Raw genomic sequence first — 21,095 nt, forward strand, 5'->3', positions numbered from 1 at the left:
CGCGCCGAGGAGTGGCGGTCGACCCAGGCGCGCCCCCGGTCGGCGACCGCGCGGACGACCCGGGCCCGCAGCTGGCTCTTGACCTGCGCCGCGGCCCGCGCGGCCGTCACCTCGAGGGCCCAGGCGACGAGCGATCGTGCCGCCACCGAGACTCCGAGCCCCAGCAGGGTGGTCGAGAGACCGGAGACGCGCCCGTCGACGACCTGGACCACGGCCGTCGTGGTGAACCAGGCCACGGCGACGATCGCGAGGGTCTGCGCGAGGCCGAGCACGGCACCGAGCCCCAGGAACACCCGGGCGGCGGAGGCGTAGCGCAGGAGGCGCGGGTCGAGCGGCTTCACGGACGTCGCCTCAGTGCGCGGCCGGGATGGTCGCCCGGGTGATCCGCTTGCGGAAGATCCAGTAGGTGAAGCCCTGGTATCCGAGGATGAGCGGGACGAAGACGAGGGCCACCCAGCTCATGATCGTCAGGGTGTAGGTCGAGCTCGACGCGTTGGCGATCGTGAGACCGTTCGCCGGATCGTTGCTCGCCGGCATCACCCAGGGGAAGAGCGCGGCGAACAGGCTCGACACCGCCAGGGCGATCGTGAGGGCCATGAGGCCGAAGGACCGGCCCTCGCGACCGCGCAGGTTCGCGACGAAGGAGGCGATCAGGCTGACGGCGGCCCCGGCCGAGAGGACCACCGAGGCGAGGGTCCCGTGCATCAGCGAGGTCAGGACCAGGAAGGACGCCGCGACGACGATCGTCACGAGCCCCGCGCGGGTGGCCAGGCGCCGGGCCCGGTCACGGATCGCCCCCTCGGTCTTGAGCGTGACGAACACGACGCCGTGCGTGAAGAAGAGGAGCAGGGTCGTGAGACCGCCCAGCAGGGCGTAGGGGTTCAACAGGTCGACCAACGTCCCGGTGTAGTTGTGCCCCTCGTCGAGCGGCACGCCCTGCACGACGTTGGCGAACACCAGCCCCCAGACGAACGCCGGCACGGCCGAGCCGACGACGATCATGAGGTCGAAGCGGCGCTTCCACGAGGACTCGGGACGCTGGTGGCGGTACTCGAACGAGACGCCCCGCGCGATCAGGGCCAGCAGGATGAGCAGCATCAGGAGGTAGAAGCCGCTGAACAGCGTGGCGTACCACTCGGGGAAGGCCGCGAACAGGAACGCACCGGCGACGATGACCCACGTCTCGTTGAGGTCCCAGACCGGACCGATGGTGTTGATCAGCACGCGCCGGTCGGTGTCGTCGCGACCGAGGAAGGGCAGGGACATGCCGACCCCGAAGTCGAAGCCGTCGAGCACGAAGTAGCCGACGAAGAAGAACCCGAGGATCACGAACCAGAGGGTGGGGAGGTCCATGGTCAGAGCCTTTCTCGCGTCGGTTCGGTGGGGGTGGTGGGCATCAGTAGACCGTCGCCTCGTGGCGGATCTCGCCCGACACGGGGTCGGGCTCGGGGGCGTCGGCCGGCCCCTTCTGGGCGGCCCTGACGATGAGCTTGAACTCGACGACCGCGAGCGTGCCGTAGATCAGCGTGAAGGCGACGAGCGAGATGAGCACCGTCAGGCCGGTGACGCCCGGCGAGACGCCGTCCTCGGTCTTCAGCAGCCCGAAGACGAGCCAGGGCTGTCGACCCATCTCGGTGAAGACCCAGCCGACGATCATGGCGAGGAGGGGCATCGGGTAGCTGAAGACCGCGGCCCGCCAGACCCACCTGTTCTGCGGCAGTCGCCCCTTGCGGGTGATCCAGAGGCCGACGAGCGAGACGAGGACGCTGACCATGCCGAGGCCCATCATCCAGCGGAAGGACCAGTAGGTGACCCAGATGATCGGGGTGTAGTCCCCCGGACCGTAGAGCTGCACGTACTGCGCCTGGAGGTCGTTGATGCCCTCCACCGTGCCGTCGAAGGTGTGCGTCGACAGGAACGACAGCAGGTACGGCACCCGGATGCTGAAGAGCTCGTGCACCCCGTCGGGCGTGCCCAGGGTGAAGATCGAGAACGAGGCGTCGGCGCCCGTGCTGGTCTTGTACAGGGCCTCCGCGGCCGCCATCTTCATCGGCTGGGTCTCGACCATGGCGAGACCCAGCTGGTCGCCCGTGATGAAGGTGAGCGCGCCGGCGGCCACCATCGTCCAGAGACCGAACCGCAGGGCCGGTCGCATCGTCTCGAGGTGCTGGTTGCGCGAGAGGTGCCAGGCGGCGACGGCGACGATGACCGCGGCCGAGACCATGAAGCAGGCGAAGATCGTGTGCGGGAACGCGGCGAGGGCGACCTTGTTGGTCAGCACCTCCCAGATGCTCGTGAGCTCGGCCCGCCCCTTCTCCTCGTTGATGTCGTAGCCGACCGGGTTCTGCATGAAGGCGTTCGCGGCGATGATGAAGTACGCCGAGAGGATGCTGCCGACCGTCGCACCCCAGATGCTCAGCAGGTGGAGCTTCGGCGGCACCTTGTCCCAGCCGAAGATCCAGATGCCGATGAAGGTCGCCTCGAGGAAGAACGCGAGCAGGCCCTCGAGCGCGAGCGGGGCGCCGAACACGTCGCCGACGAACCGCGAGTAGTCGGACCAGTTCATGCCGAACTGGAACTCCTGGACGATGCCGGTCACGACGCCCATGGCGAAGTTGATCAGGAAGATCTTGCCGAAGAACTGGGTCAGCTGCAGGTAGTGGACGCGGCCGGTGCGCACCCAGGCCGTCTGGAAGACCGCCACCGTGAAGGCCATGCCGATCGTGAGGGGCACGAACAGGAAGTGGTAGATCGTGGTGAGCCCGAACTGCCAGCGGGACAACAGCAGCGGGTCGAGCAGCTCGTTCATCGGGATGTGCCTTCTCCCTCGGATGGTGGTGGTGGTCGTGCGTCGCACCGTCGGGACGTGTCGAGCCTAGATCCGGAGATGAACGACACCTGTCGTTTAGGGCACCCGGGCGCCGTGCACTCGCTGTGAATAGGCTCGGGCGGGTGAACGACGTGCTGACGACCCTGCTCGACCTGGTGCAGTCCGTCGATCCCGTGCTGAGGACGGTGCTGGCCGGCATCGCCATGGTGCTCGAGACGTCGGTGCTGCTAGGCCTGATCGTGCCGGGCGACACGGTGGCGATCGTGTCGGCCACGGCGGTGGGGTCACCCTTCGAGTTCGGTGCGCTCGTGGTCGCCCTCGTCCTCGGCGCCCTGGTGGGCGAGAGCGTCGGGTTCGCCCTCGGCCGGTTCTTCGGACCGAGGATCCGCGCGAGCGCGCTCGGACGACGCCTCGGCGAGGCGAACTGGGTCCGGGCCGAGAACTACCTCGCGCGACGGGGCGGCATCGCCGTCTTCGTCTCGAGGTTCCTGCCGGTTCTGCACTCGCTCATCCCGTTGACGGTGGGCACGAGCCCCATGCGCTACCGGACGTTCCTCACCTGGACGGCCCCCGCCTGCCTCCTCTGGGCCCTCGCCTACGTCTCCGTCGGCGCGGCGGCCGCGGGCGGCTACCGCGAGCTGGCGGACCGACTGCACCAGGCCGGGTACGTCTTCGTCGGCATCATCGTCGCGTTCGTCCTGCTGGTCGTCGTCGTGAAGAAGGTCCTGCACCGCCGCGAGGAGCGCCACATGACACGCCCCGACGGGGACGCGGGCGACGGGTCGTCCTGACCCGCGCCTCCTCGGGGTCGCCCTCCGGGCGGGGCCCGGACGACGGAGAGCCCCGTTCCGCGGACGGAACGGGGCTCTCGACGAGGGGGCCTAGCTGTCGAGCAGGCCCTTCTCGGTCAGGTAGTCCTTGGCGATGGTGGCCGAGGACTCCTTGTCGGTCTGGCTCTTCGAGTTGAGCTTCTGCAGGTCGGAGGCGCTCAGGACCTCGTCGACGCTGTCGATGACGTCCTGCGCGTCGGAGTCGACCTTGTCGGACACGATCGGGACCACGTTCTGCGGCAGGATCATGTTCTCGGGGTCGTCCAGGGTGACGAGGTCGTTCTCGGCGATCAACGGGCTGGCCGTGTAGATGTCGGCCAGCTGGACGCTGCCGTCGGTCAGGGCCTTGACCGTCAACGGGCCACCGCCGTCGTCGATCGGCGTCGAGGTGACGTCGACACCGTAGATGCTCTTCAACCCGGGAGGGCCGTAGGGACGTTCGGCGTTCTCGGGCGGAGCACCCAACGTCAGCGTGCCGGAGTAGTCCTTGAGGTCGGCCAGGCTCGTGATGTCGTTCTCCTCGGAGAACTCCTTCGTCACGTTGTAGCTGTCCTGGTCGGACGCCGCGGCGGCCTTCAACGCGGTCAGACCGGAGGGCAACGCGGCGGCGAGGGCCGTCTCGACCTCTTCGGGCGACTTGGCGGTCTCGTCCTTGTCGTAGTACTGCAACAGGTTGCCGGTGTACTCGGGGAAGACGTCGATCTTGCCGGACTCGAGCTCGGGCAGGTAGACCTCGCGCTGACCGATCTGGTACTGACGGTCGACCGTGTAGCCCTTGGCCTCGAGGGCCTGGGCGTACAACTCGGCGATGATCTCGTTCGAGTAGTACTGCTGCGAGCCGATGACGAGCGTGTCGCCGTCGCTCGACGCCGACGAGTCGCCGGAGCTCAGCGGGTCGCTCGACGCGCACCCTGCCAGGGCCACCATGGCCCCGATCGCGACCGCGCCGAGAACGGTGAGCCGGCCTTTCTTGTTCGCTGTGATCACTGTGTGCCTTTCGTGAGGGGTGTTGCCGTGACCGCCCCGGGCCGGACGGCCCTGGAGCGGATGTCGGTGGGGCGCCCGGCCGTGACCCCGGCGGGGACGACGAGACGCTGGACGATCGAGAAGAGGATCTCGAGGACGACCGCGAGGGCGATGACGAGGATGGAGCCCGCCAGCATCTTCGGGTAGTCGTTCGCCCGGAGGCCCGTGATGATGTAGCTGCCGAGACCGCCCGCGCCGACGAAGGTGGCGAGGGTCGCCGTCGCGACGACCTGGAGGACGGCCGACCGGATGCCGCCGATCAGCAGAGGCAGGCCGAGAGGCATCTCGACCTTCGTCATGATCTGCCACTCGGTCATGCCGACGGCCCGCGCGGCGTCGACGGTCTTGCGGTCGACGGCCTCGAACCCCGAGTAGGCACCGGCGAGCACCGACGGGATCGCCAGGATGACGAACGAGATGATCGGCGCGGTGAGGCCGATGCCGACGGACAGGGCGATGAGGGTGATGACGCCGAAGGAGGGCAGGGCGCGCGCGCCGCCCGAGATCGAGACGGCGATCGAGCGACCACGGCCGGTGTGTCCGATGAGGTACCCGACGGGAACGGCGATCACCGAGGCGATCACCACCGAGAGGGCGCTGTACCAGAGGTGCTGACCCAGCCTCGTGGGGATGCCGTCGGCACCCGTCCAGTGGATCGGGTCCGCGAGCCAGGCGAACGCCTCGACGAAGAAGTTCACGGCAGCACGACCTCCTGGCGGTCCTGGAGGGGAGCGACGGGCTTGATCTTGGCGTCCTTGCGGCTCCAGGGCATGAGGACCCGCCCGAGGAGCACGAGCAGGAAGTCCAGCACGAGGGCCATGACGATGGTGAGCACGATCCCCGCCACGATCTCGGCGGTGATGTCGCGCTGGAAGCCGTCGATGAAGAGGAGTCCCAGACCGTTGACGCCGAGCACCCCTCCGACCGTGGCGAGGCTGACCGTGCTCACCACGACGACCCGCAGACCGGCGAGCATGACCGGACCCGCCAGGGGGAACTCGACCCTCCAGAACCGTTGCCAGGACGAGTAGCCCACGGCCGTCGCCGACTGCGTGACGTCGGCCTCGACGGCGGCGAGGGCGTCGGCCACCGATCGGACCATGAGGGCGATGCCGTAGAGGGTGAGGCCGATGACGATGTTGACGGGACTCCGCAGCGAGGTGCCGAAGACCACCGGCAGGGCGATGAGGAGGGGCAAGGACGGAATCGCGTAGAACAGACCGGCGACCGTGAGGATTCCCCTCGACACCCGGTAGCGGTTCGCGAACCAGCCGATGGGCAGCGAGATGACGAACGCCAGGATGACCGGCGGCACGCTCAGGCCGAGGTGCACGATCGTCTTGTCGAGGATGTAGTCGCTGTTGGACCAGATCCAGTTCACGACGCCTGCCCACCTCGGACCGACTCGGTCAGCACCCCGGCGGTGCGCCCGTCGCCGTCCACCACCACCTGCCCGGTCGGCGTCTGCTCGACGTGGAGGGCACGCTTGCCCCGGTTGGCTCCGATGAACTCGGCGACGAAGTCGGTGGCGGGTGCCGAGAGGATCTCGGCGGGGCTGCCCTGCTGGGCGATCTGGCCGCCCTTCTCGAGGATCACGACCTGGTCGCCGAGGTAGAAGGCCTCGTCGATGTCGTGCGTGACGAAGACGACGGTCTTGTCGAGTTCGCGCTGCAACCGGATGAGCTCTTGCTGCAGGTCGGACCGGACGAGCGGATCGACGGCACCGAAGGGCTCGTCCATGAGCAGGATGTTCGGGTCGACGGCGAGGCCACGGGCCACGCCGACCCGCTGTTGCTGCCCACCGGACAGCTGGCTCGGGTAGCGCTGGGCCAGGTCACGGTCGAGACCGACCGTGTCCATGAGCTCGAGGGCGCGGTCACGGGCGACCTTCTTCGACGTGCCCTTGAGGACGGGGACGGTCGCGATGTTGTCGACGACCTTGCGATGCGGAAGGAGACCGGAGTTCTGCATGACGTAGCCGATGCTGCGGCGGAGCCCGACGGGCTCGAGGTCGCCGATCGACTTGCCGTCGATCTCGATGACACCGGAGGTCGGGTCGACCATGCGGTTGATCATCCGCAGGATCGTCGTCTTGCCGCAGCCGCTCGACCCGACGAAGACCGTGGTCTTCCGGGACGGGATCACCAGGCTGAAGTCGTCCACCGCCAGGGTGCCGTCGGGGTACTGCTTCGTCACGGAACGGAACTCGATCATGGGTGGCTCATTCCTCGTGGGCAGCACGAATCGACACTTGCCAGGGCGTTCACCCAACCACAGATCCCGACGAAGCGTCATCGACCCCGCCGGGGCCCCCGACGCCGGCCGTCACACGGCCGACGAGGTCAGTGCGCGCCGACGAGGGGCTCGAGGTAGCCCGTCAGGACCGTGCGGCACTGGTCGACGAAGCGGCCGTCGCCCTCGGCGTCGTCGATGAAGGCGCGCGCCAGCAGGGCATTGGCGATCTCGACCGCCACCTGGAGGCCCAGCTCGAGCTCGTCGGTGCGCGGCACCGAGCAGTGGTCGACGAGCACGGCGAGCAGCTGCTCGGCCAGGGGGCTCGTGTACTGGCGCGTCTCGGGCGTGCGCACGTCGGGTGCGTCGCCGAAGCGGATGGCCCGGAAACCGGGCTCGCTGCGGTACATCTCCGCCTTGGCGTCGACGAACAGGTCGACGGCACGACGCCAGTCGGTGACGGCGTCGTCGGACACGGCCTCGTCGACCCGGACGGTCAGACGCTGGACGGAACGCAGGGCGAGCGCGTCGACGACGGCGATGCGGTCGGGGAAGTAGCGGTAGACCGTGCCGATCGAGGCGCCCGCCCGCTCGGCGACCATGGCCGTCGTCAGACGCTCGTAGCCGATCTCGTCGATGATGGCCGCGGCCGCGTCGAGCAGCCCGGTGAGCCGCGCGGAACTGCGAGCCTGGACCGGCTCGTTCCTCAGCAGCGGTGAACCCCCGGGCAGTGCGTCATTGACGTCGGTGACGAGCAACGTTTCTCCGTTTCGTGGCGATGCCTCGACGGGGTCGGGCACGGTGCGATGACGTCGGAAGGGGGACCGTGGTGGCGGTCACCGGATGTCGGCGGCTGCCACCAGAATGGATCGCATGTGCGGACGATTCGTGATGGCACGCGCCTCGAGCGACCTGGTGGCCCTGTTCGACGTCGATGTATCAGGAGACACTCTCCCAGAGCCTTCCTGGAATATCGCTCCGACCCGGCCGGTGAGTCTGCTCGTCGACGCGGCTCCTCGGGGCGAGGACGCCGGCGGCCCGCCGGTCCGACGGCTCGCCGCGGCGCGGTGGGGTCTCGTGCCCGGTGGCTCGGCAGGGCCCGACTCCGGTCCCCCGCTGTTCAACGCACGGTCCGAGTCGGTCGCCGAGAAGCCGTCGTTCCGCGACGCCGTGGTCTCGCGCCGCGGCCTGGTCCCGGCCACGGGGTGGTACGAGTGGCAGACCCTGCCCGACGGCTCGAAGCGTCCTGTCCTCGTGCGGCTGCCCGACGACGAGGTGGTGCTGTTCGGCGCGCTCTACGAGTGGTGGCGAGACCCGTCGGCCGAGGTGGGCGCCCCGTCTCGGTGGCTGTTGTCGACGACCGTGTTGACCCGCGCCTCCTCGGGTCCGGTGTCCGAGGTGCACGACCGCATGCCGGTGCTCGTCGGCACCGACGTCATGGACGACTGGCTCGACCCCGAGACCGAGGGCGACGACGACCTGGTGCAGGGCATCGCCGGCCTCAGCGACGAGATCGCCGCGCGCCTGCTGCACCACGAGGTCGGCCCCGAGGTCGGCTCGTCGTCGGTCGACCACCCCGGTCTGCTGGCCCCCGTCGGCTGATCCGGTCCGCCGGCGGTCCGTCCGTCCGTCCGACGACCCATCGTGCGAGACTGACCGGATGCCCGACACCCGCAAGGCACCGCCCGCCGCCGTCGAGCCCTTCCTCCACCGAGCGGCCCGCATCGAGAACTCGGTCCACCGCTTCCGCGAGAAGCGAGCCCGACGCCGCGGCCTCCTGCCCACCGTCGTGCCGTACACCGGCTACGGCGCTCCCGGATGGGCGCGGGTGCTGTCCCGCGTCCTGCTCACCCGGACGGGCACGCTGTCGGGCGTGGACCGCCTCAACGTCCGGGGGTGGCGCAGCTTCACCAGCGTGCCCGTCGAGAAGGCCCTGGTCGAGGTCTCGCTCGGCGGTCGCGTCCAACGCGTCCAGGCCGACCGCGGTGGCGTGCTCGACGCCCGCATCGCCGTCGACCTCGAACCCGGCTGGCACGTCGCGACCCTCAGTACCGAGGGGTCCGTGCCGGTCGAGGCGCCGATCTTCGTCATCGATCCGGAGGCGCGGTTCGGCATCGTCTCGGACATCGACGACACCGTGATGGTCACCTCGCTGCCCCGGCCGCTGCTCGCGGCCTGGAACACCTTCGTGCTCAACGAGCACGCCCGGCGCCCGGTGCCCGGCATGGCCGTGCTCTACGAGCGCCTGAACGCGGCGAACCCCGGGTGCCCCGTCATCTACCTCTCGACGGGCGCCTGGAACGTGGCGCCGACGCTGTCCCGCTTCCTGTCCCGCAACCTGTACCCGAGCGGCGCACTCCTGTTGACCGACTGGGGCCCCACCCACGACCGGATCTTCCGCAGCGGTCGCCTGCACAAACAGGAGTCCCTGCGCCGCCTCGCCGACGAGTTCCCCGAGCTCAAGTGGCTGCTCGTCGGCGACGACGGGCAGCACGACGAAGAGCTGTACGGCACGTTCCTGCACGACCACCCCGAGAACGTGGCCGCCGTGGCGATCCGTCAGCTGTCGCCGAGCGAGGCCGTGCTGGCCGGTGGACGGTCGCGGTCGGAACACGCCGAGGGCAGCGACGTCGTCTGGGTGTCGGCACCCGACGGCGCCGGCCTGTGGGAACAACTCCTCGACAACGGCGTGATCGACTGACCCTGGTAGCTCGTGCTGATCCTGTGATAGTGGGATAGTCCTGTTTTGTGGGTCGACATGGCTGCTATCGTGGATCATCCCGAGATTGGAGCATCGTGTTCGACGACGACCAGGCCGCACGAGTGCCGGTGCCCCCGCTCGTGTCGACGGACGAGCGTGAACGCCAGGTCGGCGAGCAGGTCCGTCGCCTGCGGCTCGACCGGGGACTCGACCAACTCGAACTCGCCCGACGGGCCGACCTGTCCCCCAGCACGGTGCAGTCCCTCGAGGCCGGCCGCGGCAGCACGTTGCGCACGCTCGTCCGCGTCCTGCGGGCCCTCGGTGCCGACGACGTCCTCGGGGGCATCGCCCCGGCGAGCGCCGTCAGCCCGCTCGACGTGCTGCGGTCGGCGGGCGACGAGCCGCGACGTCGGGTGTATCGCCCGCGGGGCGGACGATCACCGGGCGGCGACTCGTGAGCTGGGTCCCGGTCCGGGCGGTCGAGGTGACGGCGTGGGGTCTCCGGGTGGGGGCCGTGGCACTCGACCCGGGGATCGGGGCGTACGTCTTCGAGTACTACCCGGACTGGGTGGCGCGCGGCATCGAGTTGGCGCCGCTGACCATGCCGGTGCGTACGCGGCGGCACGTCTTCCCGCAGTTGTCCGAGACGACGTTCCATCGCCTGCCCGCCGTGCTGGCGGACGCGATGCCGGACGACTTCGGCAATGCGGTGATCGACGCCTGGTTGGTGCGCCAGGGGGTGTCACGGCAACAGGTGAGCCCGCTCGACCGGTTGGCGTACATGGCGGACCGGGCCATGGGGGCCTTGGAGTTCCGGCCGGCGCGGGGACCGCGTCAGCGGACGACGAGCGCGGTCGAACTGAGTGCGCTCGTCGAGGGGGCACGCAGCGTGCTGGACGCCAGCTTCGGCGACGACCGCGAGGCGGAGTCGGCGATCAGGTCGTTGATCCAGGTGGGGACGTCGGCGGGTGGGGCGCGGGCGAAGGCGGTGGTCGCGTGGAACCGTGGCACGGGCGAGATCCGGTCGGGCCAGGTGGCGGCGCCGGACGGGTTCGAGCACTGGTTGATCAAGCTGGACGGGGTGGGCCCCGACTCCGAGCTGGGGTCGGGAGGTCTCGCCGGCCGGGTCGAGTACGCGTATTCGCTGATGGCGGGGGCGGCGGGGATCGACATGGCCGAGTGCCGGTTGCTCGACGAGAACGGGCGGTCGCACTTCATGACGCGTCGGTTCGACCGCAAGGCCGAGGGCAAGGCCCACGTCCTGACGCTGTGCGGGGCGGCCCATCTCGACTTCCGGCAGCGACAGGCCCACGACTACGGGCAGCTGTTCGACGCCGTCCGTCGGATGGGGTCGGGTGACGAGGCGATGGCGCAGGCGTTCCGCCGGATGGTCTTCAACGTGCTGGCGGCCAACAACGACGACCACACGAAGAACTCGTCGTTCCTGTTGGCGGGGCCCGAGGCGTCATGGGGGTTGTCGCCCGCGTACGACGTGACGTTCGCGCACAACCCGACCGGGCGGTGGACGTACCAGCACCTCATGGGGGTGGACGGAGTCTTCCGTGACGTCTCGAGGGCCGACGTGATGCGCCTGGCGGACCGTTTCCTGGTGCGGGACGCGTCGGGCATCGTCGACGAGGTGCGTGACGCGGTGGGGCGGTGGCGGTCGTTCGCCGACGAGGCCGGCCTGCCCCGCGAGGCGGTCGTCCACGTCGAGGAGGCGCTGCCCGGCTGGTGAGGACGCCGGCGCCTCGGCGCCTGGTCCCCGCACCGGGGGTGGCCGATGTCGGTGGGGGTTCGTAGACTCCGTTCGAACACACATTCGAACGAGAGGTCGGCAGATGAGGGTGGACGAGAAGGTCCCGGTCGAGACGACCGCCGACGGGGCGCCCCTGCGCTTCGAGTGGCGGGGGGTCGTGTACGGCGTCGTCAGTTCGCCCGAACTCTGGGTCACTCGGACCGACTGGTGGCGATCGGCGACCCGGGCACCACGCGGGGCGAGCGCGCACCTGCTCGAGATGACGGTCTGGCGGGTCGACGCCGTGCCGCTCACGGACGGTGCCCACCGGGTCGACGGCACCTTCGACCTGGCGCTCGACGGCCGAGGCGACTCGTGGTTGCTGCTCGGGGTGTTCGACGACCGGGTCGAGCAGCAGCTGTTCGCCTGAACCCGGGGCGTCCGTCGGACGACGGTGGCCGGCGAGCCGTGCGACGTCGGGAATTCCCCCCGTGCCACACTCGTTGACGCACCAGGCGCCCTGCGCCCCGGGGACGCCGTGGTCCCGCACCACCCGCCTCCCCGACCGAAGAGAGCCTCCCGATGAATCCGTTGCTGTGGTTGTTCGACGCGCAGGTGCACATCGGCGACCAGACGATCCTCTGGCGCGAGGTGGTGGGCAACGTCTTCGGCCTGCTCAGTGCCCTCGGCGGCATGAGGCGCAAGGTCTGGGCCTGGCCGATCGGCATCGTGGGCAACGCGCTGCTGTTCACCGTCTTCCTCGGCGCGGTGTTCGACACCCCCAACCCGGTGAACCTGCTCGGGCAGGCCGCACGCCAGGTGATGTTCATCGTGGTGTCGATCTACGGCTGGTACCGCTGGAAGCACGCCGACGACGCCGGCGGCGCGGCCGTCGAGCCCCGCTGGGCGGGGTGGAAGAACCGGGTGCTGATCGTCGTCGTCCTCGTCGGCGGCACCGCCGCGTTGACCCCCCTGTTCCGCCTGCTGGGGTCGTACGAACCCGTGTGGGCCGACGCCTGGATCTTCACCGGGTCGCTCCTCGCCACCTACGGCATGGCCAAGGGCTGGGTCGAGTTCTGGTTGATCTGGGTCGCGGTCGACCTCGTCGGCACTCCCCTGTTGTTCAGCGCCGGCTACTACGCGTCGGCGTTCATGTACGTCTTCTACGGCGCCTTCACGCTCGCGGGGTTCGTCGTCTGGGCTCGCACCCGGCGGCAGAAGCCCAAGGTCGAGACGCTCTGGCCCGATCCGACGCTGCAACGCTGATCCCGGCCCCGGTGCGCGCTGGTTTGATGAGCGCATGCCCCTGCCCATCGAGAACTACGCACTGATCGGCGACCTGCACACCGGAGGCCTCGTCGGCTCCGACGGCAGCATCGACTGGCTCTGCCTCCCCCGCTTCGACTCCGCGTCGACCTTCGGTGCCCTGCTCGGCGACCACGACGCCGGACGCTGGCTCGTGGCCCCCTCCGACGCCGCCGCCACCTCGACCCGGCGATACGTCGACGACACCTTCGTGCTCGTCACCCGCTGGACGACGCCCACCGGCGTGGTCGAGGTCACCGACCTCATGCCCTACGGCGACCGGCGGGCCGACGTCGTCCGCCGGGTGACCGGGGTCTCGGGCACCGTCTCGATGCACGTGGACCTCGCGATTCGGTTCGGCTACGGGACGGCCCTCCCCTGGGTGCGGCAGATCCCCGAGGGCGACGAGACGGCACTCGTCGCCACGGCCGGGCCCGACGCCGTCGTGGTCCGCGGGCCCCGGCTGACGGCCACCGACCACACGCACGAGGCGACGTTCGACGTCTCCCCCGGCGAGACGGTCGACCTCAGCCTCACCTGGTACCCGTCCCATCGCGAACCGCCGGCGCCCCTCGACGTGCCGGCCGGCATCGACGAGACCGTCGCCTGGTGGCAGGAGTGGGCCTCACGCTGCTCGGCCCCCGAGGCCTACGCCCCCGAGGTGCACCGGTCTCTCCTGATCCTCCGAGCCCTCACCAACGAGGACACCGGAGGCATCGTCGCCGCGGCGACCACGAGCCTGCCCGAACGGTTCGGCGGCTCGCGCAACTGGGACTACCGCTACGTGTGGCTGCGTGACGCGTCGATGACGCTGCAGGCGCTCATCCTGCACGGATACGCCGAGGAGGCCGACCGGTGGCGCGGCTGGCTGCTGCGTGCCATCGCCGGGGACCCCGCCGACGTGCAGATCATGTACGGCCTGGCCGGCGAGCGGTACCTGCACGAGAGCGAACTCGGGCATCTGCCCGGCTACGACGGGGCCTCACCGGTGCGCATCGGGAACGCCGCGTACCAGCAGTACCAGGGCGACATCTTCGGAGAGGTGATGGTGGCCCTGCACGAAGCCCGCCTGCTCGGCGTCGAGGAGAGCGAGTACTCGTGGCCCCTGCAGCGTGCCCTCATGCAGTACGTCGAGGACAACTGGACCCGGCCCGACAACGGCATCTGGGAGATCCGCGGCGAGTTGCAGCACTTCACCCACTCGAGGGTGATGATCTGGGCCGCTCTGGACCGGGCCATCAAGGGCATCGAGCAGTTCGGCCTCGACGGCCCCGTCGACCGGTGGCGCCGGCTGCGTGACGAGGTGCGCACCGAGATCGAGACCCGCGGCTGGAACGCCGACCGCGCCTCCTTCACCCAGCACTACGGCACGACCGAGGTCGACGCGTCCCTGCTGCAGCTGCCGCAGGTCGGCTTCGTCGCCGCCGACGACCCGCGGATGCTCGGCACCGTCGCCGCCATCGAGCACGATCTGCTGGAGGACGGCCTGCTCATGCGTTACCGCACCGAGAGCGGCATCGACGGCCTGGACGGGGCGGAGAACCCGTTCTTGACCTGCTCGTTCTGGCTGGCCGAGCAGTACGCCGCCTCGGGGCGCGTCGACGACGCCGTCGCCCTGATGGACCGGCTGGTCGGCTACTGCAACGACGTCGGGATGCTCTCGGAGGAGATCGAGGTCGCGACGGGACGCCACGTCGGCAACACCCCGCAGGCGTTGTCGCACCTGGCGCTGGTGCGCGCGGCCGACGCGATCGGGAAGGCGCACGACCGCGGGTGACCCGACCCGCGCCTCCTCGGCTGCCGGACGCGACGACGGCCGCCCTGCTCGCGAGAGCGGGGCGGCCGTCGAGGTCTGCCGGTCAGGAGTGGGCGACCAGGATCAGGCGGGCCAGTCCGACGGACCGGTCGACCCGGCGGCGTAGGTGTCGAGCGGCACCTGGTCGGCCTTCCAGGCCTCGATCACGGGAGCGACGATCGCCCAGCAGCGCTCGGCGACGTCGCCGCGGATCGAGAGCGTCGGGTCGTCGTGGAAGATGCCGCTGAGCACCTCGCCGTAGGGCGTGAGCTCGGGCTTGCCCAGGGTGACCGACATCGTCGACTTCTCGAGGTCGAACGGGTTGCCCGAGCCGTTCGTGGTGACGCCGAGCTCCATCGTCTCGGGGCTGATCTCGATTCGGAGCGTGTCGGGCGTCGACGAACCGTTGAGGCCCTCGGGAAGCGCGGGGACCGGCTTGAAGGTGATGAGCACCTCTTTGCGGATCTTGGTCATGCCCTTGCCCGAACGCAGGATGAACGGCACGCCCGCCCAGCGACGGGTCTTGACCTCGAACTCGACCTCGGCGAGGGTCTCGGTCTGGCGCTCGTTGTCGACGCCGTCCTCGTCGGCGTAGGCGGGGACGTCCTTGCCGTCGATCGTGCCGGCCGCGTACTGGGCGCGACGGCTCGAGGCGACCGGGTCGGCGCCCTTGACCCAGGTGGCGCGCAGGACGCGGGCGATCTCGCTGCGCAGCTCGACCGAGTCGATGCTCGACGGGGCGTCCATCGCGATGACGGCGAGCACCTGCAGCAGGTGGCTCTGGATCATGTCGATCAGCGCGCCGGCCTTGTCGTAGTACTGGGCGCGACCCTCGAGGCCGAGGACCTCGTCGTAGAAGATCTCGACCTTCTCGATGTTCTCGCTGTTCCAGACCGGTTCGAAGAGGCGGTTGGCGAAGCGCAGGCCGATCATGTTGAGGACCGTCGCGCGACCGAGGAAGTGGTCGGTGCGGTGGATGCGCTCCTCGGGGACGATCTTGAGGAGTTCGGCGTTGAGCTCGCGGGCGCTCTCTTCGTCCGAGCCGAACGGCTTCTCGAGGGCGAGGCGCAGGCCGTCGGGCAGGTCGATCTCGGCGAGCGCCTGGATCACCTTGGTGCTGATGGCGGGAGGCAGGGCGAAGTACATGACCGGCGTGCCCTCGCTGGCCTCGAACAGGGCCTTCAGGTGCTCGACCGTGGTCGGGTCGCCCTGGAGGTACCGGCTCGACGCCAGCGTCTTCTTGGCGAGGTCGCTGCCGGCGTCGCCGTTGAAGGCGGTCTTCACGACGTCGTCCCACTCTTCGGGGCTGCGCTCGCTGCGGCCGGTGCCGATGAGCTGGACGTCGACGCCGCGGTCGCTCTTGAGCAGGCTCGCGAGGCCGGGGAGCAGCAGACGCTCGGTGAGGTCTCCGCTGGCTCCGAGGATGATGAGGGTGGTGGTGTCTGTCACAGTGCAGCTTTCGTGGGAGGGCGACGATCGTGTCGTCGCTGGTCGATCAGGCGGCGGGGGTTCTCGGGGCCACGGGTGTCAACGCACAGGGGGGACGGACATTCCCGTCGACCGCCCCGGCCGCGGAGGGCACGGGTCGCGTCTCGGCGCCGGTGCCCGGTCAACCGTACTGCTCCCGGAGGGTGAGCGCCGTATCGGGGTCAGCGACCGTCGTCGGCCTCGCCGTCCTGCACGGTGTCGTGCGGTGCGGTGTCGCGGGGTGCGCTGTCGTCGTCGACCGGCCCCGTGCTGTCGGTGCCGCCCACCCGGCCGCCGGTGTCGTCGTCGTCGGCCGCGCGCCCCTCCTCGGCGGCGTCGTCCTCGGGGCGGGGCGCGGTGGTGTCGTCGGGGTCGAGCGCGGCGATGATGCGTCCGAGCGAGACGGCGATCGAGACGCCGCCGCTCGTGTCCGTGGTCGGGCGGTCCCGGTGGCGGTCGACGGCGTCCCAGAGGTCGGCGACGCGTCGCCGGGCGTCGGTGAACGCGTCGACGTCGTCGGCCCCGTGGCGTCGGATGACGGTGGCGACGCCGTGCACGGCGTGGGCGACGTCGGGCGCGAGGTCGTCGGGCATGCCGATCTGCCGGCCGATCCGGCGACCGAGGATGCCCGAGACCTCGGCGACGTCCTGCAGGTGGAACGAGACGCGCTCGTACGTGGCGAGATCCGCGTACTCCTGGCCGAGGTCGCGGCGGCGGAGCAACCACCGCGGGTTCATGCGACGGGACTCGTCCGCGTACGCGACGGTCTCGCGGACGCGGCGGAGGGTGCTCGGCAGGACGCCCACGCGACGCTCCCATTCGTCGTCCTCGAGGGGCCAGGGGGTCTCGAACACGCCGGCGACCTCGTCGGCCCGGTCGGCCAGCGAGTCCTTCACCCGGAGGAGGCGCTCCTCGGCGCGCGAGGCGTAGAGCGGCGGCACGAGCACCAGGTTGACGACGACGCCGACGACGACGCCGACGCCGATCTGCACGATGTAGCCCAGCGAGTAGGCCTCGGCGTTCGCGCCGCCGAGCAGCAGCACGAACAACCCGGCCGTGAGCACCCAGTCACGACCGGCGCCGAGCCAGCGGATGCCGGCCACGAGCACGCCGACCCCGACGACGAGCGCCACCGCCAACACGCCGGGCCGACCGTCCTGCAGCGAGAAGACCGCCGTGGCGAGGGCGATGCCGACGACCACGCCGACCAGCACCTGGAACCCCTGTCGCAGCGAGCTCTTGATGGTCGGGTACATCGCGATCACGGCGCCGAGCGGCGCGTAGTACGGGTAGTCGGCGGCGACGCCGGGCACCTGCGGCGCGATCCAGTAGGCGAGGGCCGCGGCGAGGGCCGTCTTCACGGCGAGCAGGAGGCGCGGTTGGGCCAGCAGGACGCGGGTCCAGTGGGTCGCGGTGCGGGCGTCGCGACGCAGGGCGGACCGTCGATCGGGCGAGGCGGGGCCTCGATCGGTCGGGGTGGGGCGTCGATCGGACATGCCCCGATGATGACAGGCCGTGGGACCCGAGGGACGGGCCACGGGGTGCGACGGCCGATCGGAGCGACGTACACTGGTCGAACACCTGTTCGAACGACCCGGCCGGGGGTTCAGCAGCCCGAGGTACCGACCATGAGCTTCACCCACCTGCGCGTCGCGTCGGCGTTCAGCGCCCACCACGGCACGGCGCACCCGAAGGCGCTCGTCGACGCCGCCGTCGCGGCGGGTGCCGACGCGGCGGCGATCACCGACCGGGACGGGCTGTACGGGGCGATCCGGCACGTCGGGGCCTGCCGGACGGCGGGCGTCGACCCGATCGTCGGGGTCGAGCTGGGCTGCCGGGACGACCGCGAGGGGTTCGTGGACGGTGGTGCCGTCGGAGGCGGGGCCGTCGGCGGGGTCGACCGCATCGTGGTGCTGGCGCACGGGGCGCGGGGCGGCGGGCCGGCGAAGGCGGGGTGGGCGGCGCTGTGCCGGCTGATCAGCGCGTCCCACGGTCGGGCCACCCGCCGCGCCAGCGGCAGTGCCAACAGCGTGGCGACCATCGCCCGGTCCCGGGTGAGGGGCTTCGTCCAGGGCGAGACCGAGCCGGCGGCGACCGTGCTGCTGGGGCCCGACTCCGACGTGGGCCGGCTGGTCCAGGCGGGGCGTCACAGCGAGGCCGCGGCGTCGCTCGCCGACTGGGCGGCGACGCTGCCGGGCGGCGTGGTGGTCGAGGTGGTCTGCCACCTGACCGAGCCGGGCGAGAGCCGCAGCATCCGGCACGCCGCCCGCATGCTCGAGTTGGCCGACCACGTCGGGGTGCCGGCCGTGCTCACGAACGCCGTGCGGTACCTCGATCCCGACGAGGCCGTCACGGCCGACGTGCTCGACTCGGCAGGGCACCTGGCCGCCCTCGGCTCGTTCCGGCCCCAACCGAACGCCCAGGCCTACCTCAAACGCCCCGCCGACATGCGCCGACTGGCCCGTCTGGTGAGCGACGCCTCGTCGTTGCCCCGCAGCGTCGGCGACGAGATGCTCGCAGCCACCGAACGCCTGGCCGACCGGTGCCGACTCGACCCCGTCGCCGACCTCGGCTGGGGCCGCCCGAAGGTGCCGGAGCTCAGTGCGATCGGCGTCGACGGCGACCCCGACCAGGCGCTGTTCCGGCAGGCCCAGGCCGGCGTCACCGAACGCTTCGGCGACGCCGACCGTGCCCTGCGCGACAAGGTCGAGGACCGCATGCGCTACGAACTCGGCATCATCACCGGGTTCGGCTTCGCCGGGTACTTCCTCACCGTGGCCGACGTCTCCGCACTGATGCGCGACCTGCGGGTGCGCAACGCGGCGCGGGGATCGGGGGCGGGCAGCCTCGTCACCTACCTGCTGCGCATCTCGAACGTCGACCCGATCGAGCACGACCTGCTGTTCGAACGGTTCCTCGGCAACAAGCGCGAGACCCTGCCCGACATCGACATCGACGTCGAGGCGGCGCGGCGGCACGAGGTCTACCGGGCGATCTTCGACCGGTACGGCAGCAACCGGGTCACGCTCATGTCGATGCAGTCCACCTACCGCGGACGCGGGGCGGTGCGCGACGCCGGTCTCGCGCTGGGCCTCGACGACGAGCAGATCGACCTCGTGGCCAAGAACGTCTGGCGGTCGAACGCCCGAGACCTGCGCACGGCGATGGCCGAGAAACCCGAGCTGCGCGAGATCGCCGAACTCGCCCGGAGCAACGACCAGATCGACCTGCTCGTCGACCTCAGCGAACGGCTCGACCGTCTGCCCCGGCACATCTCGATGCACCCGTGCGGGGTCATCCTCGGCGACTCCGACCTGCTCAGCACGACCCCCGTCCAGCCCAGCGGCATCGGCCTGCCGATGAGCCAGTTCGACAAGTACGACATGAACGACGCCGGCCTGCTCAAGCTGGACGTCCTCGGCGTCCGCATGCAGAGCTCGCTCGCCTACGCCCTCGACGAGATCGAACGCGTCAACGGCCCCCGTGCCGCCCTCGCCGGAGCCCTGCCCGTCGACGTGCCCTACGTGAACCGCCAGGGTCGGATCGAGCTCGACGAGATCCCGCACGACGACGAGCCCACCTTCGAGGCGATCCGCACCACCCACACGCTCGGCATGTTCCAGATCGAGAGCCCCGGTCAGCGCGAGCTGATCGGCAAGATGCAGCCCGACCGCTACGAAGACCTCATCGCCGACATCTCGCTGTTCCGGCCCGGCCCGATGAAGGGCAACATGATCGCGCCGTTCCTCGACACCAAGCACGGATTCCAACAGCCCGACTACCTGCACCCGAGCTTCGCGTCGTTCCTCGACGACAGCTACGGGGTGGTCATCTACCACGAGCACGTGCTGCGCATCCTCGAGGCGACCATGCAGGTGTCGCTCGCCGAGGCCGACGAGATCCGACGGCACATGGGCAAGGGCGACGACGACGCGCTCGAGGCCACCTTCCGCGAGCGCACCCGCGGCAACCTCGACCCCGCGACCGGGAGGCGACGCTTCGACGACGCCGCGGTCGACCGGATCTGGGCCGCGCTCAAGGGGTTCGGGTCGTTCGGCTTCTGCAAGGCCCACGGGGCCGCGTTCGCCCTGCCGACCTACCAGAGCGCGTGGTTGAAGACCCACTACCCGGCCGAGTTCCTGGCGGGCGTCCTCACCCACGACCCGGGCATGTACCCGAAGCGGTTGCTGCTGACCGAGGCGCGACGCATGGGCGTCCCCGTGCTGCCGCTCGACGTCAACGCCTCGACCGACGTCTACCGGGTCGAGCGCCTCCGGCCGCCGGCGACCCCGATCGCGCCGACCCGGGTCGGCGACCTCGGTCTGCGGCTGTCGCTGGCCGACGTGCACGGCATCAGCGACGCCGAGCTGGCCCGGGTGGTCGTGAACCGTCCCTACGACTCGATCACCGACTTCTGGCAGCGGGCGACGCCGTCCCGATCGCTCTTCGAGCGCCTGGCGCAGGTCGGGGCGCTCGACTCGGTCGCCGGGCCAGGCCGCACCCGCGGCGACGTCCTGGCGCGGGTGCGAGCGCTCACCGGCCGGTCGTCGCGCCCGAAGGCCACCGACGTCGAGAACCAGCTCGACTTCTCGATCGACGACTCCGACACGGTGCCGACCGGCACGCCCGACGTCGACGCCCGGCAGCGGGTCGCCGACGAGCTCGACATCCTCTCGATGGAGGTCAGCGAACACGTGATCGAGAGCTACCGGCCCATGCTCGACGACCTGGGCGTGGTGCGCGCCGCCGACCTGCGCGACCACTGGAACGGCACGACCGTGCTCGTGGCGGGCATCCGCATCGCGACCCAGACCCCGCCGATGCGCAGCGGCAAACGCGTGGTCTTCATCAGCCTCGACGACGGCAGCGGCTGCTCCGACTCCACGTTCTTCGAGGAGGCCCAGGCCCGCGCCGGCTCGCTGCTGTTCGGCACACAGCTGATGGTGATCCAGGGACGCACGCGTCGCACCGGCGAGCGCGGCATCTCGCTCGAGGCCGAGAACGCGTGGGACCTCAAGGCGATGTGGCGCGACTGGAACGCGGCCCGCGCCTCCTCGTCCCTGGCCGTCGGCAACTCCTGACCCGTGTCGCCACCACGGCGGCCGGGGCCGCCGCTCGTCCCTGCACGTCGCAGCAGCCAGGAATTGCCGACACCCCGTGCGTAGGGTGGC

At 70.4% G+C, this 21,095-nt stretch carries 18 protein-coding genes and 1 pseudogene; 9 read left to right on the forward strand and 10 right to left on the reverse strand.

Annotation, left to right across the window (positions count from 1 at the left end; genetic code table 11):
- The 3 genes and pseudogenes from IFT36_RS06650 to IFT36_RS06660 form a co-directional block, all read right to left on the reverse strand.
- Positions 1-341, reverse strand: a pseudogene (locus IFT36_RS06650) (thiol reductant ABC exporter subunit CydD); the annotation flags it as partial.
- Positions 342-351: 10 nt separating this feature from the next.
- Positions 352-1,353, reverse strand: coding sequence for a cytochrome d ubiquinol oxidase subunit II (gene cydB / locus IFT36_RS06655; RefSeq protein ID WP_056045711.1), 1,002 nt, complete (start codon positions 1,351-1,353; stop codon positions 352-354).
- A 43-nt stretch (positions 1,354-1,396) separates the two neighbouring features.
- A complete protein-coding gene (locus tag IFT36_RS06660) occupies positions 1,397-2,809 on the reverse strand; it encodes a cytochrome ubiquinol oxidase subunit I (RefSeq protein ID WP_123570195.1) in 1,413 nt (470 codons plus the stop codon).
- A gap of 143 nt (positions 2,810-2,952) precedes the next feature.
- Between IFT36_RS06660 and IFT36_RS06665 the strand changes: the two genes are divergently transcribed.
- Positions 2,953-3,621 (forward strand): DedA family protein, encoded by a 669-nt coding sequence (locus IFT36_RS06665; protein ID WP_192123463.1) that lies wholly within the window; start codon positions 2,953-2,955, stop codon positions 3,619-3,621.
- A 90-nt stretch (positions 3,622-3,711) separates the two neighbouring features.
- Here IFT36_RS06665 and IFT36_RS06670 read toward each other — a convergent pair whose 3' ends face one another.
- The 5 genes from IFT36_RS06670 to IFT36_RS06690 form a co-directional block, all read right to left on the reverse strand.
- Positions 3,712-4,647 (reverse strand): ABC transporter substrate-binding protein, encoded by a 936-nt coding sequence (locus tag IFT36_RS06670; RefSeq protein WP_285063573.1) that lies wholly within the window; start codon positions 4,645-4,647, stop codon positions 3,712-3,714.
- Complete coding sequence (locus IFT36_RS06675) at positions 4,644-5,384, reverse strand: ABC transporter permease (protein WP_056045720.1); 741 nt, start codon at positions 5,382-5,384, stop codon at positions 4,644-4,646. The genes IFT36_RS06670 and IFT36_RS06675 overlap by 4 nt, the downstream gene beginning before the upstream one ends.
- Positions 5,381-6,067 (reverse strand): ABC transporter permease, encoded by a 687-nt coding sequence (locus tag IFT36_RS06680; protein ID WP_200412708.1) that lies wholly within the window; start codon positions 6,065-6,067, stop codon positions 5,381-5,383. The genes IFT36_RS06675 and IFT36_RS06680 overlap by 4 nt, the downstream gene beginning before the upstream one ends.
- The gene (locus IFT36_RS06685) at positions 6,064-6,900 is read right to left on the reverse strand and encodes an ABC transporter ATP-binding protein (RefSeq protein WP_056045726.1); all 837 of its coding nucleotides are present in this window, start codon (positions 6,898-6,900) and stop codon (positions 6,064-6,066) included. Before IFT36_RS06685 ends, IFT36_RS06680 begins: the two co-directional genes overlap by 4 nt.
- Positions 6,901-7,028: 128 nt before the next feature.
- Positions 7,029-7,676 (reverse strand): TetR/AcrR family transcriptional regulator, encoded by a 648-nt coding sequence (locus IFT36_RS06690; RefSeq protein WP_056045731.1) that lies wholly within the window; start codon positions 7,674-7,676, stop codon positions 7,029-7,031.
- A 115-nt stretch (positions 7,677-7,791) separates the two neighbouring features.
- Here IFT36_RS06690 and IFT36_RS06695 point away from each other — a divergent pair, with 115 nt between their 5' ends.
- The 7 genes from IFT36_RS06695 (at position 7,792) to IFT36_RS06725 (ending at position 14,439) form a co-directional block, all read left to right on the forward strand.
- On the forward strand, positions 7,792-8,520 hold the full coding sequence (locus IFT36_RS06695; RefSeq protein WP_159824822.1) for an SOS response-associated peptidase: 729 nt from the start codon (positions 7,792-7,794) through the stop codon (positions 8,518-8,520).
- A 58-nt stretch (positions 8,521-8,578) separates the two neighbouring features.
- Complete coding sequence (locus IFT36_RS06700; RefSeq protein ID WP_056045734.1) at positions 8,579-9,619, forward strand: App1 family protein; 1,041 nt, start codon at positions 8,579-8,581, stop codon at positions 9,617-9,619.
- Between the two features lie 95 nt (positions 9,620-9,714).
- Positions 9,715-10,077 carry a helix-turn-helix domain-containing protein gene (locus IFT36_RS06705; protein ID WP_056045735.1) on the forward strand — a complete coding sequence of 121 codons (363 nt, stop codon included), beginning with the start codon at positions 9,715-9,717 and terminating at the stop codon, positions 10,075-10,077.
- Entirely contained in the window at positions 10,074-11,357 is a 1,284-nt protein-coding gene (locus IFT36_RS06710; RefSeq protein WP_200412709.1) for a type II toxin-antitoxin system HipA family toxin, read from the forward strand. Before IFT36_RS06705 ends, IFT36_RS06710 begins: the two co-directional genes overlap by 4 nt.
- A 103-nt stretch (positions 11,358-11,460) precedes the next feature.
- Positions 11,461-11,787, forward strand: a complete 327-nt coding sequence (locus IFT36_RS06715) for a DUF6504 family protein (protein ID WP_055972315.1) — start codon at positions 11,461-11,463, stop codon at positions 11,785-11,787.
- A 152-nt stretch (positions 11,788-11,939) separates the two neighbouring features.
- Positions 11,940-12,623: a nicotinamide riboside transporter PnuC gene (gene pnuC / locus IFT36_RS06720; RefSeq protein ID WP_159824818.1), complete on the forward strand. Its 684-nt coding sequence runs from the start codon at positions 11,940-11,942 to the stop codon at positions 12,621-12,623.
- Positions 12,604-14,439 (forward strand): glycoside hydrolase family 15 protein, encoded by a 1,836-nt coding sequence (locus tag IFT36_RS06725; protein ID WP_307785047.1) that lies wholly within the window; start codon positions 12,604-12,606, stop codon positions 14,437-14,439. Before pnuC ends, IFT36_RS06725 begins: the two co-directional genes overlap by 20 nt.
- Before the next feature lie 102 nt (positions 14,440-14,541).
- On the opposite strand, the gene IFT36_RS06730 is transcribed toward IFT36_RS06725, so the two are convergent.
- Together IFT36_RS06730 and IFT36_RS06735 are read right to left on the reverse strand one after the other, a co-directional pair.
- Entirely contained in the window at positions 14,542-15,906 is a 1,365-nt protein-coding gene (locus IFT36_RS06730) for a glucose-6-phosphate dehydrogenase (RefSeq protein ID WP_200412711.1), read from the reverse strand.
- Between the two features lie 200 nt (positions 15,907-16,106).
- Positions 16,107-17,420, reverse strand: coding sequence for an FUSC family protein (locus IFT36_RS06735; protein ID WP_200412712.1), 1,314 nt, complete (start codon positions 17,418-17,420; stop codon positions 16,107-16,109).
- A gap of 132 nt (positions 17,421-17,552) precedes the next feature.
- Between IFT36_RS06735 and IFT36_RS06740 the strand changes: the two genes are divergently transcribed.
- A complete protein-coding gene (locus IFT36_RS06740; protein ID WP_056045756.1) occupies positions 17,553-21,005 on the forward strand; it encodes a DNA polymerase III subunit alpha in 3,453 nt (1,150 codons plus the stop codon).
- Positions 21,006-21,095 lie beyond the last annotated feature (90 nt).

The sequence above is a fragment of the Frigoribacterium sp. CFBP 13605 genome (genome assembly GCF_014839405.1).
Lineage (GTDB): Bacteria > Actinomycetota > Actinomycetes > Actinomycetales > Microbacteriaceae > Frigoribacterium.